The 16,872-nt window shown below is 72.4% G+C and carries 15 protein-coding genes and 2 tRNA genes; 12 read left to right on the top strand and 5 right to left on the bottom strand.

Annotated features, from left to right (window positions below; translation table 11 throughout):
• The first annotated feature begins 189 nt into the window (after positions 1-189).
• From IE99_RS0116340 to IE99_RS0116310, 7 genes are all read left to right on the top strand, one after another.
• Positions 190-3,309 (top strand): Rne/Rng family ribonuclease, encoded by a 3,120-nt coding sequence (locus IE99_RS0116340; RefSeq protein WP_030170817.1) that lies wholly within the window; start codon positions 190-192, stop codon positions 3,307-3,309.
• Between the two features lie 293 nt (positions 3,310-3,602).
• Positions 3,603-3,917, top strand: a complete 315-nt coding sequence (gene rplU, locus IE99_RS0116335; RefSeq protein ID WP_030170815.1) for a 50S ribosomal protein L21 — start codon at positions 3,603-3,605, stop codon at positions 3,915-3,917.
• A gap of 12 nt (positions 3,918-3,929) precedes the next feature.
• On the top strand, positions 3,930-4,187 hold the full coding sequence (gene rpmA / locus IE99_RS0116330) for a 50S ribosomal protein L27 (protein ID WP_030170813.1): 258 nt from the start codon (positions 3,930-3,932) through the stop codon (positions 4,185-4,187).
• Positions 4,188-4,281: 94 nt separating this feature from the next.
• Positions 4,282-5,679 carry a GTPase ObgE gene (gene obgE / locus IE99_RS0116325; protein WP_037559567.1) on the top strand — a complete coding sequence of 466 codons (1,398 nt, stop codon included), beginning with the start codon at positions 4,282-4,284 and terminating at the stop codon, positions 5,677-5,679.
• A 35-nt stretch (positions 5,680-5,714) separates the two neighbouring features.
• Positions 5,715-6,839: a glutamate 5-kinase gene (gene proB, locus IE99_RS0116320; protein WP_030170809.1), complete on the top strand. Its 1,125-nt coding sequence runs from the start codon at positions 5,715-5,717 to the stop codon at positions 6,837-6,839.
• Positions 6,836-8,104: a glutamate-5-semialdehyde dehydrogenase gene (locus IE99_RS0116315; protein WP_030170806.1), complete on the top strand. Its 1,269-nt coding sequence runs from the start codon at positions 6,836-6,838 to the stop codon at positions 8,102-8,104. The genes proB and IE99_RS0116315 overlap by 4 nt, the downstream gene beginning before the upstream one ends.
• A gap of 107 nt (positions 8,105-8,211) precedes the next feature.
• A complete protein-coding gene (locus tag IE99_RS0116310; RefSeq protein WP_030170804.1) occupies positions 8,212-9,975 on the top strand; it encodes a TIGR03767 family metallophosphoesterase in 1,764 nt (587 codons plus the stop codon).
• A 63-nt stretch (positions 9,976-10,038) separates the two neighbouring features.
• Here the strand turns inward: IE99_RS0116310 and IE99_RS0116305 are convergent, their stop codons facing one another.
• Positions 10,039-11,076, bottom strand: a complete 1,038-nt coding sequence (locus tag IE99_RS0116305; RefSeq protein WP_037559607.1) for a M48 family metallopeptidase — start codon at positions 11,074-11,076, stop codon at positions 10,039-10,041.
• 74 nt (positions 11,077-11,150) lie between these two features.
• On the opposite strand from IE99_RS0116305, the gene nadD reads away from it, so the two are divergent.
• The 5 genes from nadD (at position 11,151) to IE99_RS0116280 (ending at position 13,495) form a co-directional block, all read left to right on the top strand.
• On the top strand, positions 11,151-11,753 hold the full coding sequence (gene nadD / locus IE99_RS0116300; RefSeq protein WP_030170798.1) for a nicotinate-nucleotide adenylyltransferase: 603 nt from the start codon (positions 11,151-11,153) through the stop codon (positions 11,751-11,753).
• A gap of 161 nt (positions 11,754-11,914) precedes the next feature.
• Entirely contained in the window at positions 11,915-12,328 is a 414-nt protein-coding gene (gene rsfS / locus IE99_RS0116295; RefSeq protein WP_030170796.1) for a ribosome silencing factor, read from the top strand.
• Positions 12,321-12,989, top strand: coding sequence for a histidine phosphatase family protein (locus IE99_RS0116290; RefSeq protein ID WP_030170794.1), 669 nt, complete (start codon positions 12,321-12,323; stop codon positions 12,987-12,989). The genes rsfS and IE99_RS0116290 overlap by 8 nt, the downstream gene beginning before the upstream one ends.
• Before the next feature lie 89 nt (positions 12,990-13,078).
• A tRNA-Ala gene (locus IE99_RS0116285) sits at positions 13,079-13,151 on the top strand.
• Between the two features lie 271 nt (positions 13,152-13,422).
• Positions 13,423-13,495 (top strand) — tRNA-Ala (locus IE99_RS0116280).
• Between the two features lie 63 nt (positions 13,496-13,558).
• Here the strand turns inward: IE99_RS0116280 and IE99_RS0116275 are convergent.
• From IE99_RS0116275 to IE99_RS0116260, 4 genes are read right to left on the bottom strand one after another with little or no spacing between them, the layout of a single operon-like run.
• Positions 13,559-14,662, bottom strand: coding sequence for a baeRF2 domain-containing protein (locus tag IE99_RS0116275; protein WP_030170792.1), 1,104 nt, complete (start codon positions 14,660-14,662; stop codon positions 13,559-13,561).
• A gap of 58 nt (positions 14,663-14,720) precedes the next feature.
• Complete coding sequence (locus IE99_RS0116270; protein ID WP_030170790.1) at positions 14,721-15,230, bottom strand: DUF1360 domain-containing protein; 510 nt, start codon at positions 15,228-15,230, stop codon at positions 14,721-14,723.
• Positions 15,231-15,249: 19 nt separating this feature from the next.
• Positions 15,250-15,507: a DUF7218 family protein gene (locus IE99_RS0116265; protein WP_030170788.1), complete on the bottom strand. Its 258-nt coding sequence runs from the start codon at positions 15,505-15,507 to the stop codon at positions 15,250-15,252.
• A 9-nt stretch (positions 15,508-15,516) separates the two neighbouring features.
• Positions 15,517-16,275, bottom strand: coding sequence for an MBL fold metallo-hydrolase (locus IE99_RS0116260; RefSeq protein ID WP_084219546.1), 759 nt, complete (start codon positions 16,273-16,275; stop codon positions 15,517-15,519).
• Positions 16,276-16,872 lie beyond the last annotated feature (597 nt).

Raw genomic sequence — 16,872 nt, 5'->3', positions numbered from 1 at the left:
GCGACACGGAACCGGTTCCGCAGGGTACGGCCGGCGCACCCCCGACGACTTCGTCGTCACGACCGGACATCCGTCCGGCGGTGACGACGCCGACGACTGATGGAGCGCTCTCGCGCGGCGCACCGCACCGGCCCGCCCTCCGGCGGAGCGGGGCGGTCGCGCCCGGGAGCCCGACGGGAGACTGCCCGAATGCTTGAGAACGAAGCCGATCCGGCCACCGCCGAAGGCACCGGTAACACGACCGACGACACCACCGCCCCGGAGGCGGCGCGAGCCGATGCGACGGGCGAGGAGACGGCGAGCGGGGTGACCGGCGTGACATCGCGTCCGCGCCGCCGCGCCAGCCGCCCGGCTGGGCCACCGCCGGACGTGGAGGAGGCCCCGGCGACCGCGGCGCCCCCCGAGGCGGCCGAAGAGGCCGCCCCCGAGGCGGCCGCTGAGCCGGTCGTGGCCGAGCCGGCCGCCGAGAAGGCGGCCCCGCCGAAGAGGGCCGCGCGGACGCGCACCCGTGCCAAGAAGGCCGAGACCGCCGAGCCGGTGCCGATGACCGGCGCCGAGACGTCCCCGGAGAAGGCGGCCGCCGAGAGCGTCCCTGAGACCGCCACGGCGCCCGCCCCCGAGACCGCGGCCACGGCTCCCGGCGAGCCCGCCGCCGAGGTCGCCGCCGCGCCCGCCGCCGAGCAGGCGCCCGTGACCCGCACCCGCACCCGCCGCCGGGCCGCCACCGCCGGGCCGATCACGCCGCCCGAGCCGGACGAGACCGCCGTCCCGTCCGTGCCGCGGGTGCCGGTCGTCCCGACCGTGCCCGTCGCGGCGGCGGAGCCGGTCGCCGGCGAGGCGCCGGAGATCGAGTCGATCGGGATCCCGGGCGTCACGTTCCAGCCGCCCATGGTGGTGTTCCAGCCGCCGACGCCCAGCGCCGAGCCGCCCGCCCGCCCGCAGGCCGAGCCCGCCGAGCCCGCCGAGCCCGCCGAGAGCGAGGCCGAGGCCGTCGCGGACGAGTCCGACGAGGACGAGGACGAGGACCGCCCGTCCCGCCGCCGCCGCCGTCGCGGCGGTCGCGGCCGGGGACGCGGCAAGGACGCCGCCGACGAGGGCGCGGACGACGAGCAGGAGGAGCCCGCCGAGGCCGAGGAGCCGGAGGAGCCCGCCCGCCCCGCGAAGGGCGCGAAGTCCGCGAAGTCCGCCAAGGCCACCAAAGCCGCCAAGGCCGCGAAGGCCGCGGAGGAGGCCGAGTCCGACGAGGACGAGGACGACGACGAGGAGGGCGGCGCCGGATCGAGCCGCCGCCGCCGTCGCCGTCGCCGGCGCTCCGGGGGCGACGGCGAGCAGGGGACGTTCGCCGACGACCCGCCGAACACCGTCGTGCACGTCCGGTCCGGGCGGGCCGCGGAGCCGCGCGCCGCCGAGGACGAGGTCCAGTCCGTCCGGGGCTCGACCCGCCTGGAGGCCAAGAAGCAGCGCCGCCGCGAGGGCCGCGAGCAGGGCCGCCGCCGCCCGCCGGTGATCACCGAGGCGGAGTTCCTGGCGCGCCGCGAGGCGGTCGACCGGGTCATGGTGCTCCGGCAGGAGGGCGAGCGCACCCAGATCGCCGTCCTGGAGGACGGGGTGCTCGTCGAGCACTACATCAACCGGTCCACGCACCAGTCGTACGTGGGCAACGTGTACCTCGGCAAGGTGCAGAACGTGCTGCCGTCGATGGAGGCGGCGTTCGTCGACATCGGCAAGGGCCGCAACGCCGTCCTGTACGCGGGCGAGGTGAACTGGGACGCGTCCGGCCTGGAGGGGCAGCCGCGCCGGATCGAGTCGGCGCTGAAGTCCGGCCAGTCGGTGCTCGTGCAGGTCACGAAGGACCCGCTGGGCCACAAGGGCGCGCGCCTCACCAGCCAGGTCTCGCTGCCCGGCCGCTACCTCGTGTACGTGCCGGACGGCTCGATGACCGGTATCAGCCGCAAGCTCCCCGACAAGGAGCGCAGCCGCCTCAAGTCGATCCTGAAGAAGATCATGCCGGACAACGCCGGTGTGATCGTCCGGACCGCGGCGGAGGGCGCGACCGAGGAGGAGCTGTCGCGGGACGTGTCGCGCCTCGCGGCCCAGTGGGAGAGCATCCAGAAGAAGGTCAAGACGGCGTCGGCGCCCGCCCTGCTGCACGGCGAGCCCGACATGACGATCCGGGTCGTCCGCGACATCTTCAACGAGGACTTCGGCAAGCTGGTCGTGTCCGGCGCGGAGGCGTGGGACACGGTGTCGGAGTACGTCGAGTACGTGGCTCCGCACCTGGCCGACCGGGTCGAGCGGTGGACGGACGAGCAGGACGTCCTGACCGCGTTCCGCATCGACGAGCAGATCGCCAAGGCGCTGGACCGGAAGGTCTGGCTGCCCTCCGGCGGCTCGCTGGTCATCGACCGCACCGAGGCGATGATCGTCGTGGACGTGAACACCGGGAAGTTCACCGGGCAGGGCGGCAACCTCGAGGAGACCGTCACCCGCAACAACCTGGAGGCGGCGGAGGAGATCGTCCGGCAGCTCCGGCTCCGCGACATCGGCGGCATCGTCGTGATCGACTTCATCGACATGGTGCTGGAGAGCAATCGCGACCTGGTGCTCCGCCGGCTCGTGGAGTGCCTGTCGCGGGACCGCACCAAGCACCAGGTCGCCGAGGTCACGTCGCTGGGCCTGGTGCAGATGACCCGCAAGCGGGTCGGGCAGGGCCTGGTGGAGGCGTTCTCGGAGGTCTGCGAGAGCTGCAACGGGCGCGGGATCCACGTCCAGCTGACGCCGGTCGAGATGAAGACGGACAAGGCCGCGGCGAAGGAGGGCGGGGCCGGCGGCGGCCGCCGCCGCAAGCGCAAGGGCGAGGTCGAGAAGGCCGTCGAGGAGAAGATCACCCGCCAGGAGAAGACCAGGGAGGCGCCCGAGCCGGAGCCCGCCGCCGAGGCCGCCCCGGAACCGGCGCCCGAGCCCGAGCCCGCGCCGGCGGTCCGGACGCGGCCGCGCCGCTCCGGCCCGGCGAAGCGCCCGGCGGGCCCGCCGCCGGACGTCGAGGCCGAGGAGCCCCCGGTTCAGGCGGCGGTGGAGGCCGAGGACGCGGCGGCCGAGGTGGCCGGCACGTCGCCGGGCATCCTGGACGACGAGACGGAGGCGGTCCCCGTGACCGCCGAGGCCAACGGCGCCGCGCCGGCGCGGAAGCCCGCCGGGGAGCCCGCGGCGGACGCGGAGGAGGAGACCGGCAACGGCCGGCGCCGCCGCAGCCGCCGCACGCGAGCCGTCCAGGTCGCGAGCGCCGGCGAGGCCGGCGACCCGGAGTAGACGGTCCCGGATGGCCCGTCCCCGCGCGTTCGCGAAGGGGCCGGGCCGTCCAGTACACTTGCTCTTCGGCGCGCTTTGCGCGCCGTCCGAAGATGCGCTGCCGGTCCCCGGGAGGGGGCCCGTTCAGCGCACTCCTCGCCGGACCGGCGGGGACATGCACAGAGCGCCGGGGTCCTCCCCGGGCGTGCCGCTCCCGGCCTCGTGCCGGGGGTAGGCCCTCAACCGAGGGCTGGTGTGAACCACGCGCGGGGCCGGCTCATCCCGGAAGCGCGCGCAGACGAAGGGTATCCGCGGTGTACGCGATTGTCCGCGCAGGCGGCAGGCAGGAGAAGGTGGCCGTCGACGACGTGCTCACCGTCGACAAGCTGGCCGGTGAGGTCGGTTCGACCGTCACGTTCCCGGCCGTTCTGGTGGTGGACGGCGACGACGTCGTCAGCGCCGCCGAGGCCCTGGCCCGCTACGAGGTGACCGCCGAGATCGTCGGCGCGGTCAAGGGCCCCAAGATCAACATCATGCACTACCGGAACAAGACCGGTTACAAGCGGCGGATGGGCCACCGCCAGCCGTACACCGAGGTCAAGATCACCGGTATCAAGGCCGGGAAGTAAGGGAGCGGACCCATGGCACACAAGAAGGGCGCATCGTCCAGCCGGAACGGTCGCGACTCCAACGCCCAGCGGCTCGGAGTGAAGCGCTTCGGCGGCCAGGTCGTCAAGGCGGGCGAGATCATCGTCCGGCAGCGCGGCACCCACTTCCACCCCGGCCCCGGCGTCGGCCGCGGCGGCGACGACACGCTGTTCGCGCTCGTCGCGGGTGCGGTGCAGTTCCGCCGCTACCGCGGGCGCAACGCGGTGAGCATCGTCCCGCCGGCGGAGTAGTCCGCCTGCGACAGACGTGAGTGAGGGGCGGACCGATCGAGGTCCGCCCCTTCGCCCTTTCCAAGGGCGTGAAGACAAGCTGAGGAGACACACCGTGGCCGCTGGAGCGGGATCGGGCGCGCAGTTCGTCGACCGGGTGGTGCTGCACGTCGCCGCCGGCAACGGCGGCAACGGCTGCGCGTCGATCCACCGGGAGAAGTTCAAGCCGCTGGGGGGACCGGACGGCGCGAACGGCGGGCGCGGCGGCGACGTGATCCTCGTCGTCGACTCGGGCACGGCGAGCCTTCTCGATTACCATCGGCGCCCGCACCGCAAGGCGGGGAACGGCAAGCCGGGGCAGGGCAGCCTCCGCACCGGCGCGGACGGCGCGGACGTCGTCCTGACCGTCCCCGACGGCACGGTCGTGAAGGAGGGCGACACCGTCCTCGCCGACCTGGTGGGGGAGGGCACCCGCTTCGTCGTCGCGCGCGGCGGCCACGGCGGCCTCGGGAACGCGGCGCTGGCCTCGGCGAAGCGGAAGGCGCCCGGGTTCGCGCTGCTCGGCGAGCCGGGCGAGGCGCGCGACGTGGTGCTGGAGCTGAAGAGCGTCGCGGACGTGGCGCTCGTCGGGTTCCCCAGCGCCGGGAAGTCGTCGCTGATCGCGGCGCTGTCGGCGGCCAAGCCGAAGATCGCCGCCTATCCGTTCACGACGCTGATCCCGAACCTCGGCGTGGTGAGCGCGGGCGACACGACGTTCACGGTCGCGGACGTCCCGGGCCTGATCGAGGGCGCCAGCGAGGGCCGCGGCCTCGGCCTGGAGTTCCTGCGGCACATCGAGCGGTCGTCGACGCTCGCGCACGTCCTGGACTGCGCGACCCTGGAGCCGGGCCGCGACCCGGTCAGCGACTTCGAGGTCATCGAGAAGGAGCTGCAGGCGTACGACCGGGTCCTCGGCGACCGCCCGCTGTCGGACCGGCCCCGCATCGTCGTCCTGAACAAGGTCGACGTGCCGGACGGCCGCGACCTCGCCGACATGGTGCGGCCGGAGTTCGAGGCGCGCGGGCTGAAGGTGTTCGAGGTGTCCGCGGCGAGCCACGAGGGCCTGCGGGAGCTGTCGTTCGCGATGGCGGCGATGGTCGCCGAGTACCGGGCGTCGCTGCCCCCGGCGGAGCCGACCCGCCTCGTCATCCGGCCGGCGCCCGTGCGCGGCGCCGCCGACTTCGAGGTGAAGGCGGTCGGCGACGACACCTTCCTGATCACCGGTGCGAAGCCCGTCCGGTGGCTGCGGCAGACCGACTTCGCCAACGAGGAGGCCGTCGGCTACCTCGCCGACCGGCTCGCGCGGCTCGGCGTCGAGGAGGCGCTCGCCGAGGCGGGCGCCGAGCGCGGCGCGACCGTCCTGATCGGCACGCAGGACGAGTCGATCGTGTTCGACTGGGAGCCCGACATCCCGGCGGGCGAGGCGGGCCTCGGCCCCCGCGGCACCGACCGCCGCCTCGACGGCCACTACTGACCCCTCTTCGCGTCCCCCTGAGGAGTGACCCGTTCATGAGCGAGCGCGAGGCCGTCGTCAAGGCCCGCCGGATCGTGGTGAAGGCGGGGTCGTCGTCGCTGACCACCTCGCAGGGCCGGATCGACGAGGCCCGCATCGACGCGCTCGTGGACGTCCTCGCCGACCGGCGCGCCGCCGGCGTGGAGATCGTGTTCGTGTCGTCCGGCGCGATCGCGGCGGGCCTCGGGCCGCTGCGGCTGACCGGCAGGCCGGCCGACCTCGCGACGCAGCAGGCGGCGGCGAGCGTCGGGCAGGGCCAGCTGCTCGCCCGCTACACCTCCTCGTTCGCCCGGTACGGGGTGACCGTCGGGCAGGTGCTGCTGACGGCGGACGACATGATGCGCCGCTCCCACCACCGCAACGCGCAGCGGACGCTCGCGCAGCTCCTCGCGCTCGGCGTCCTGCCGATCGTGAACGAGAACGACACCGTCGCGACCGACGAGATCCGGTTCGGCGACAACGACCGGCTCGCCGCGCTCGTCGCGCACCTGACCCGCGCCGACGCGCTCGTCCTGCTGTCGGACGTGGACGCCCTCTACACCGGTGATCCCCGCGTCCCGGGCGCCCGCCGCATCGACGAGGTGCGCGGTCCCGCCGACCTCGCGGACGTCGAGCTCGGCGGATCCGGGCGGGTCGGCACCGGCGGCATGGTCACGAAGGTGGAGGCGGCGCGGATCGCGGGCATCCCGGTCGTGCTGACCAACGCGGCGTCCGCCGCCCGCGCCCTCGCCGGCGACGCCGTCGGCACGCTGTTCCACCCGGGCGACGGCCGCCGGCTGTCCACCCGGCATCTGTGGCTGGCGCACGCCACGACCGGGCAGGGCCGGATCGTCCTGGACTCCGGCGCCGTCGACGCGATCGTCGAGCGGCGCAAGTCGCTGCTGCCCGCCGGGGTCACCGGCGTCACCGGCGACTTTTCCGCCGGCGATCCGGTCGATCTCTGCGACGGCGACGGCCGGGTCGTCGCGCGCGGGCTCGTGAACTACGACGCGTCCGAGCTGCCCGACCTGATGGGCCGCTCCACCCGGTGGCTGGCGCGCGAGCTCGGCCCCGAGTACGAGCGCGAGATCATCCACCGCGACCACCTCGTGGTCCTGAACAGCCGAGAGGAACCCCGATGAGTGAGCAGGACCGGGAACGCGAGGAGTTCCTGCGCGTGGCGCGAAGCGCCAGGGACGCCGCCGCCGGCCTCGCCCCGCTCCCGCGCGCGGCCAAGGACGCGGCGCTGCACGCCATCGCGGACGCGCTGGTCGCCGCCGCCCCCGAGATCGTCAAGGCGAACGCCGGCGATGTCGAGCGCGCCCGCGCGGACGGCACGTCCGAGTACATGATCGACCGGCTGAGCCTCAGCGACGCGCGGATCGCCGCGATCGCCGACGCCGTCCGCGCGGTCGCCGCGCTGCCCGACCCGGTGGGCGAGACGGTGCGGGGGAACGTCCTGCCGAACGGGCTGGACCTGCGGCAGATCCGGGTGCCGCTCGGCGTCGTCGGGATCATCTACGAGGGCCGCCCGAACGTCACCGTGGACGCCGCCGCGCTCTGCCTGAAGAGCGGCAACGTGGCGATGCTGCGCGGCTCCTCGTCGGCGCACGACTCGAACACGGTGCTGGTGCGGGTCATGCAGGACGCCCTGCGCGGCACCGCGGTGCCCGCCGGCGCGGTGCAGCTCGTCCCCGGCACGTCCCGCGAGTCGGTGAAGCACCTGATGCGGGCGCGCGGCCTGGTGGACGTGCTGATCCCGCGCGGCGGCGCGTCCCTCATCAACGCCGTGGTGGAGGGGGCGACCGTGCCCGTCATCGAGACGGGCGTCGGGAACTGCGCCGTCTACGTGGACGCGGAGGCCGACGTCGACATGGCGGTCGACATCCTGATGAACGCGAAGACGCAGCGTCCGTCCGTCTGCAACGCGGCGGAGACCTTCCTGGTGCACGCGGACATCGCGGACGAGTTCCTCCCGCGCGCGCTCGACGCCCTGCGGGAGGCGGGCGTGACCGTCCACGGGGACGAGCGCGTCCGGTCCTACAGCGACGCCGTGGTGGAGGCCACCGACGACGACTGGTACGCCGAGTACCTCTCGCTCGACATCGCCGCCCGGGTCGTCGACACCCTGGAGGACGCGGTCGCCCACATCCGCGCCTACGGCTCGGGCCACACCGAGGCCATCGTGACGCGGTCGCAGCCCGCCGCGAAGCGGTTCGTCGCGCTCGTCGACTCCGCCGCCGTCATGGTGAACGCCTCCACGCGGTTCACCGACGGCGAGGAGTTCGGCTTCGGCGCCGAGATCGGGATCTCGACGCAGAAGCTGCACGCGCGCGGCCCGATGGGGCTGCCGGAGCTCACGTCCACCAAGTACGTCGTGACGGGCGAGGGCCATACGCGCGGCTGAACCCGCGGTGGCGCCGGGATGACCGGTACGGGGCATTTCGTCCGTGAACTCGGTTGTGACACTTTTGCCATTGATGTCACGTGATGGCTGTGGTCTGATTCACTGTTGTGACCCATGACCTCAGCCGCCGCCGTGTACTGAAGGGCGCCGCGCTCGGCGCCGGGATCGCCACCACCGGACTCGCCACGGGCGGGCTCACCGCCTTCCCCGCGCGTGCCGCCGCCGCGCCCGCCCTCCGCGGCCCCCTCGCCGGGACCACCCTCGACCGGACGTACGTGCTCGGCGCGCCGGGCGCCGGCGGCTACCGCAAGGTCGTCGCCGCGCCGGGGGAGCCGCACCTGCTCCGCCGCGACCTCGGCGGGAGGGCGTCCGCGGCCCGCGCCGCCCGCCGCCGCGGCATCATCGCGTTCGGGCAGCTCACCGACGTCCACGTCATCGACGCCCAGTCCCCGGCCCGGGTCGAGTTCGTCGACCGGTTCAAGGACGGCATCGCCCTTCTGCCCGTCGAGGGCGCGTACCGTCCGCAGGAGATCCTCTCCACTCAGGTCGCCGAGGCGATGGTGCAGGCGATGAACAGGGTCGGCCGAGGCCCCGCCACCGGCCTGCCGCTCGCGTTCACCGTCAACACCGGGGACGCCGCCGACAACGTCCAGTACAACGAGGTCCGCTGGATCATCGACGTGCTCGACGGGGGCCGCGTCCACCCCGACTCCGGCGACCCGAGCAGGTACGAGGGCGTCATGGACTGGGCCGCCTACGACGGCCGGTACTGGCACCCCGACGGCCCGCCGCCCGGCGGCAAGGCCGATGTGGCGCTCACCAGGTACGGCTTTCCCCAGGTCAAGGGCCTTCTCGACGCGGCCAGGCGGCCCTTCCAGGCCACCGGCCTGAAATCGCCGTGGCTCGCCGTGTTCGGCAACCATGACGGACTCATCCAGGGCAACCTCCCGGTCAACCCCCTCGTGAACGGCCTCGCCACCGGCGGCATCAAGATCGGCGCCCCGGCCGACGACGCCCAGGCCGAGCGCCTCGCCCGGATGCTCACGACCGGCGACGGCCGCGAACTCGTCCGGCTCAGCCGCGAGCAAAGCTCCGGCGGCCTGTTCCGGCCGGTCACCCCGGACCTGCGCCGCCGCCTGCTGACCCGCGCCGAGGTCGTCCGGGAGCACTTCACCACGAGCGCCGCGCTGCGCGGCCACGGCTTCACCCCGAAGAACCTCCGCGACGGGACGGCCTACTACACGTTCGACCGCGGCCCCGTCCGGGGCATCTCCCTCGACACCGTCAACCCGAACGGGTACTCCGAGGGCTCCCTCGACAAGCAGCAGTTCGCCTGGCTCGAATCCCAGCTCAAGGCGGGCAGCAGCCGCTACTTCGCGGCCGACGGCACGGTCGTGCGGCACAACGCGAAGGACCGGCTGTTCGTCCTGTTCAGCCACCACCCCATCGCGTCGCTGGAGAACCCCCTCGGCGGCGACCGCGTCCTCGGGGACGAGATCAAGGCACTGCTGCTGCGCTACCCGAACGTCGTCCTGTGGGTGAACGGCCACACCCACCGCAACGAGGTCATCCCGCACGCCCGCACCGGAGGCGGCGGCTTCTGGGAGGTCAACACCGCCGCCCACATCGACTTCCCGCAGCAGAGCCGCATCGTCGAACTCGCCGACAACGGCGACGGCACCCTGTCCATCTTCGCGACCGTGCTCGACTCCGCCGCGCCCGCGTCCTTCGGCGGCCGCCTCGGCGACCCCGTCCGCCTGGCGTCCCTGTCCCGCGAGCTGGCGGGCAACGACTGGCAGGACCGCGAGGAGAACCGCCGTGGCGACGCCGCCGACCGCAACGTCGAACTCCTCCTCCCCGCCCCCTTCTGACGCCGGGCATGAGAAAGGGGGCCGCCGTGTCCGTGGCACGGCGGCCCCCCGGCCTGCGCTCTCTCAGTTGGAGCCGTCGGTGGGGCCGGCGTCCCGCCGGGTGATCCGGTCGAAGAGCCCGCCCGCCGCGCCCGCCGCCGCGTCCGCCATGTCGCGGACCTTCCCGACGAACGGGTCGGCCGTCCGCTCCCACGACTCCCGGTACGACCGGGCCGCGTTGCGGATCTCGTCCGTCACCGACGCGCTCCCGTCGTCGGCGCGGCGCGGATAGTCGCCCGCCATGATCCGCGCGTACTCGCCGCCGCGCGCCCACCGGTCGAGCTCCGCGAACCGGATCACCGCGAACGGGTGCGACTGCGGCAGCAGGTTCAGGAACTTCAGCAGGCCGTCCCGGACGTCCCCCGCCGCGTCGTAGTCGCGGGCCTGGGCCAGGAACGCCTCGCTGCTCATCTCCCGCAGCCGGACGCCGCCGGCCAGCTTCATCATCGTGCGCTTCGCCGCGTCCACGTCCTGCCCCGCGAGCAGCCCCGCCCGGTCCGACGACAGCTCGGCCTTCCGGAACCACTCCTGCAGCCCGATGATGATCGCCGCGATGCCGACGTTGCCGAGCGGCAGCCACGCCAGCCGCGCCCCCAGGCTGATGAGGATCTGCATCATCGTCCGGTACACGGCGTGCCCCGACAGGACGTGCCCCACCTCGTGCCCGATGACGAACCGCAGCTCCTCGTCGTCCAGCAGATCGAGCAGCCCCGTGTTCAGGACGATGAACGGATGGTCCGAGCCGATCGCCATCGCGTTCGGCGTCGGGTCCTGCTTCACGTACAGCTCGGGGACCTCCGCGAGGTCCAGGATGTAGGCCGCGTCGCGGAGCATGTCGTGGACGTGCCGGAACTGGTCCTCCCCGACCCGCACCGTCCCGCCCAGGAACATCAGCCTGAACGCCCGCTCGTTGATCAGCCCCGACATCTTCCGCAGCACGACGTCGAACCCCGAGAGCGAGCGCAGCGCGACCAGCGCCGAGCGGTCCGCCGGGTGTTCATAGGCCCGGGAGCTGATCCCGGGGAAACGCGTCCGTGCCCGATCCGGTGTGTTCTCCGTCATGTTCGACACGATACTTCCGACGAACCACCGTGCCCCCGGGTTCCCGCTGGGGCCGGCTGGCTATTCTCGTCGCCATGACGCAAAAGCGGCGGTTGGGGATCATGGGCGGCACGTTCGACCCGATCCACCACGGCCACCTCGTCGCCGCCAGCGAGGTCGCCCACTTCTACTCCCTCGACGAGGTCGTGTTCGTCCCCACCGGCCTCTCCGCCCACAAGTCCGGACGCAAGGTCGCCGCCGCCGAGGACCGCTACCTCATGGCCGTGATCGCCACCGCGTCCAACCCGCGCTTCTCCGTCAGCCGCGCCGACATCGACCGGCCCGGCGCCACCTACACCGTCGACACCCTCCGCGACATGCGCGCCGTCCACGGCCCCGACGCCGACCTGTTCTTCATCACCGGCGCCGACGCCCTCGAGACCATGCTCGGCTGGCACGACACCGAGGAACTGTTCGAACTGGCCCACTTCATCGGCGTCACCCGGCCCGGCCACCGGCTCGCCGACCCCGGCATCCCCAACGGCCGCGTCTCCCTCATGGAGGTGCCCGCCCTGTCGATCTCCTCCACCGAATGCCGCGAGCGCGTCGCCGCCGGCGAACCCATCTGGTACCTCGTCCCGGACGGGATCGTGCAGTACATCAACAAGCGCGACCTGTACCGCGCGCACACCGCCTGAACCGGCGCCTCCGTCCGGGCGGGACGCTCCCGCGGCGGCATACCCTGATGGGAGAAGGGGCCGTCCGCGATACGGCCGAACCACGACGAACGGGATCGTCGGGCGCCGTCCGTGAGAAGGTGGAGCCCAGACGACCCCTACAGGGAGGATCGCGAGCGCACGTGACCGCATCCGACAGGGCCGAGCAGCTGGTCCGCCTCGCCGCCGAGGCGGCCGGGGACAAGCTGGCCGACGACATCCTTGCCTACGACGTGAGCGAGCAACTCGTCATCACCGACGCGTTCGTGCTCTGCTCCGCGCCCAACGACCGGCAGGTCCGCGCGATCGTCGACGAGATCGAAAAGCGCCTCCGCGAAGAGGCCGACGCCAAACCCGTCCGCCGCGAAGGCGAACGCGAAGGCCGCTGGGTCCTCCTCGACTACGCCGACATCATCGTGCACGTCCAGCACGAAGAGGACCGCCTCTTCTACGCGCTCGAACGGCTCTGGAAAGACTGCCCCCTCATCGACCTGCCCGAGGCCGTCACCGCCCACCAGGCCCAGCGTGCCCGCACCGTCAGGAGCGGCGGTGAGTGACACCCCCACCCGCGAGCCCGGCAAGCGGCGGCTCGTCCTCTGGCGGCACGGGCAGACCTCCTGGAACGTCGAACGGCGCTTCCAGGGCAAGACCGACATCCCCCTGGACGAGACCGGCCTCCGGCAGGCCCGGCACGCCGCCCGCCTCCTCGCCGGCCTCCGGCCCACCGCGATCCTCGCGTCCCCCCTCATAAGGGCCGCCGACACCGCCCAGGCCCTCGCCGACATCACCGGACTCCCCGTCCGCCACGACCGCGACCTCATGGAACGCGACGGCGGCGGCTGGGAGGGCCTCACCGCCCACGAGATCCGCCAACGCTACCCCCAGGAGCACGCCAACTGGCAGCCCCCCGGCGGCGAGACCAGCGCCCAGGTCGCCAAGCGCGTCGGCGCCGCCCTCGAACGCGCCCTCGACGACCTGCCCCCCACCGGTCAGCTCGTGGTGGCGTCCCACGGCGCCGCCCTCAGGCTCGGCATGTCCCACCTCCTCGGCCTCCCCGAAGAGACCTGGGAACGCCTCGGCGGCCTCTCCAACTGCTGCTGGTCCGTCCTCGCCGAGATGCGCGACGGCGGCTGGCGCCTCATCGAGCACAACGCCGGCACCCTCCCCGAACCCGTCCTCGGCGACGACCGGCCCGAAGCCGGTGCCTCAGGCGCCTGACCCCCACCGCCGCAAACCGATTCGTGACCCGACCCCGGCGTCCGATACACTGGGCAGGCGCTGCGGGATGAACGTCCACGCAGACGCACGGGGCTATGGCGCAGTTGGTAGCGCGCCTCCATGGCATGGAGGAGGTCTGGGGTTCGAATCCCCATAGCTCCACTCGGAGTTGGGAGTGGTGTGCCCGCGGAGAGCGCGGGCCGCCACTCCTTCGTCATTTCGCCCAGGGGGACGACCCCCTGGAACCCCCGAGGCGGGGGCTCCGCCCCCACACCCCCTTTGGGGCTTCGCCCCTTGCCCCCTGTCGGTTGCGCGTTGTGGTCTTGTGCCGGGTGGTGGGGCTTCGCCCCTTGCCCCCTGTCGGTTGGGCAGCGCGGTTTGTGCGGGGGATGGTCGAAGTGGGGGGTGGGGTGCACTAAGCTTTTCTTCGCACGGGGCTATGGCGCAGTTGGTAGCGCGCCTCCATGGCATGGAGGAGGTCTGGGGTTCGAATCCCCATAGCTCCACAGCGCAAGTGCGAAAGAGGGATCGCGGTCATCGACCGCGATCCCTTTTTCTTTGGCGCGCCGTCAGGTCGTGTAGCGCAGGACGGCGCCCACATGGAGGTCGTTGTCCCTCGGCAGGACGATCAGATCGCCGTCGGTGGCGGCGACCGCCCGCACCAGCGCCGCGTCCGCTCGGGCCTGGGTGGGGTCCTCTACGCCGAACTCGGTCTTCAGCTCGTCGGCCGTCGCCGCGACGTGGCGGGGCTCCGGACCGATCCAGAGGCGAGCGGGGAAGTCCGGGTCGTCGTCCAGAAGCAGCGTCTCCACCTGGCCGTGGCGCGCCGCCTTCACCGTGTCCGCCAGACCGGACACGGCGCGCTGGCCGTTCGCGAGCTCCCGCTCGAAGCGCTCCGCCACCGTCATCACGCGCTCGACCGCCTTGAGCTCGAGGAGGCGGTCCAGCTCCGACTCCAGATCGGGGTCGCGGACGCCGACGTTCTTGTCGATGTTCCGGTCCGACTCCACCGTGTGCTCCAGGACGGTGTCCGAGATCTCCTCCAGGACGGCGACCCTCGCGTGGGTGTCGCCGGCGATCACGACGGCTTCCGGATGCCATCGTTCGGCGGCCCGGTCGATCTCCTGGGCGACCTTCTTCGCGTTCGACTTCCACACGTTCTCGGCCGACCGCTGGAAGCGCGACTGGTTCCAGTCGCCCGCCTTCACCTTGCGGATCGGGTATTCCTCGTCCCCCGGAACGTCGATGTGGAGGTGCTCCCCATCGGCGGACACGCACTCGATCTGCCCCCCGCACCGGTCCACCACGGCGAGCATGTGCGCGAACCGCTCACCGCGCTCCGCCAGGTAGGGCAGGACGTGGGGGAGCGGCCCCACATGGGCCTGCGGATTCCGCGGGGCGTACGCGAGCCGCTCCGCGTACACCACCTCATCGCCGGCCGCGAAGAGCACGAGGCCGGTGGAGTTGCGTGCCGCCAGCTCCCCGGTGATGAAGTCATCGATCGCGCGCAGCGAGGCCGCCGGGGCCCCCTGCTCCACCAGTTCCTCCCGCAGCGCCCGCCAGCGCAGGTCGGCCGCCTTGATCGCGTCCTCCGTCGTCCGGGTGAGGTCCGCGTACACGGACGTGTACGGACCTGGACGTTCGTACAGCGTCTTGAGGAATGACAGATCCATGCGGTGGCCGTACCCGCCCCACCCGGGGCAAACGTTAAAGGAAGTGACGCGGGAGGCGTCAGTCCTCGGCGGCCTGCTGCAGCCGGGCGTACAGCAGTTGCAGCCAGTCCGACCCCGCCACGGCCGTCATCGTCGCCCCCGCCAGGCGCGTCGCCTCGGGCGCGAAGACCAGGCCCGCCGCGTACGCCGTCGCGACCCACTGCCCGATGCAGAACGGGCACGTGAGCAGCTCGCCGACCGCGTGCCGGACGCCGTGCCCGCGGACCTCCTCCGACAGCTCCGCGGGCCCGGCCGTGCCCGAGTACCGGGTGAACGGGGCGCGCAGCGGACTCGTCACCGGATCTTTGGCGATCAGGCGGGACAGCTTGTGCGTCGTCACCGTCATCAGGGCGAGATCGGCCGCCCCGACCGCCGGAGGCCGGTCGCGCAGCCTGCGCGCGAGCAGCGCCACCGCCCCGGTCGTCACTCCGTAGACGGCGAGGGTTCCGAGATAGGCGCCGAGCGGCCGATCGGCGCCGTCGGTGTACTCCGCCTTCGCGCGGCGAGCGGTGTCGACGACCGAGTTCATGAGGGGCTCCTTGCGGGTCTCAGTGGTTCCTCAGCGCGTCGACGAGTTCCGACTTGCTCATGGACGACCGTCCACCGATGCCGATCTCGCGGGCGCGCTTCATGAGGTCGTCCTTGGTCCAGTCGTCGTAGGACGGGCTCTCGCCGCCCTTGCGGCCGACCGTCTTCTTTCCCTGAGCCGCTGACGCGTTGGCGATCCGAGCCGACTTCTCCTTGCTCTCACCCTTCTCGCGGAGCTTCTGGTACGTCTTCTCGTCCTTGATCTGTGCTCTGGGCATGACGGACCCCTACCCGATGGGCGTCGTCCACACATCCTTGGGAGTGACGAAGGGCACGGGCAGATGGGGCGCGGCAAGGACGCCGCCGCCGTGGCGAAGACGACCGAGCAGCTCGGCCCGGGTGACGGCCGCCGTCTCAGGGTCCTCGTCGTAGACGTAGTGAACGGCGGGGTCGATCATCTGCACCGGATGCAGGACGACGTCACCGGACACGACCACGCGGTCATCCCCCACGACGACCGATTGATGCCCCGGTGTATGCCCGGGGGTGGGCATGATCAGGACATCCGGGGCCAGCCGCGCCGGTCCGTCGATGGCGTCCAGGAGGCCGTTCCGCCGCAAGGGCTCGACCACCTCGTCCAGCAGGGCGCCCTGGAGCCAGTCCAGTTCCGTGCTCTGGACGAGGTGCCGCGCGTTCCCGAACACCGGCTCACCACCGACGACCGCCCCGCCGGCGTGGTCGCTGTGCAGGTGCGTGAGGACGACCGTGTCGATGTCGTCCGGCGCCAGAGTCACGGCGTCGAGCGCCGCGACCAGGTCGCCGGGGACCGGCGCCCATGAGGCCGCGGGGGAGCCCTCCGGTCCGATCCCCGTGTCGACGAGAACGGTGGGGCCGGACGGGACGCGGAGCACGAAGCAGTGGAAGTGCAGCAGCCAGGATCCGTCGTCGGCGAAGACCTCGGGCACCTCGTTGCGAAGCCGAGCCCACTGCTCCGGACTGGATCCCGGGAACAGCTCGGAGAGAGGTCGCCGGATCGATTCGCCCATGGGCCCCACCGCGTCGCGGAGGGGAATGATCTCTACACCTGACACGGTCAACGGGTTCACCATGACGCCCACGATCCCAGAGGGAGCGCCCTGATCGCCTGCCACGGACGAACCGATGACGGGCGATGCTGTGACCAGCGGCTTCCAAGAGCGAGCCATGCCGATTTGACGGGTCGTCCGGGACTGCTTAATGTTCCTTCTGCCCCGAGGGGATGCGGGACGCCGACAGGCGGACGGCCCTGGGGACACCCACTCTGGAAAACGGTTCGAAGCTTGCTTCGAGCGGATGTATCCTGGAGTGGAGAGCCCGGAGCAGGGATGCAGGACGCCGACAGGCGGCCGGCCCTCGGGACTCCTTCGCAAGATCCGCTACAGGCGTCTTTGGTCGCCTGCACCGGCGCGCGGAGGGCGGGCGACGATTCTGAAGATCTACTCCACGGAGCGGGTTGACAGGGGCGAAGATCCTGGTAAGGTAGAAGGGTTGCCCCGGGGCGAGATTCGCGGATGCGGGTCGAGCGCGGTGGGTGTCCGTTTCTTGAGAACTCAACAGCGTGTTAAAAGCCAGTGCCTTTATCGATCCGGTCTTTTGGGGCCGGG

Origin of the sequence: Spirillospora albida (assembly GCF_000718255.1) — a bacterium.
GTDB classification, from domain to species: Bacteria; Actinomycetota; Actinomycetes; order Streptosporangiales; family Streptosporangiaceae; genus Spirillospora; species Spirillospora albida.
Note: the sequence above shows the minus strand (reverse complement) of the source record. Positions and strands in the feature narration are given on the sequence as shown.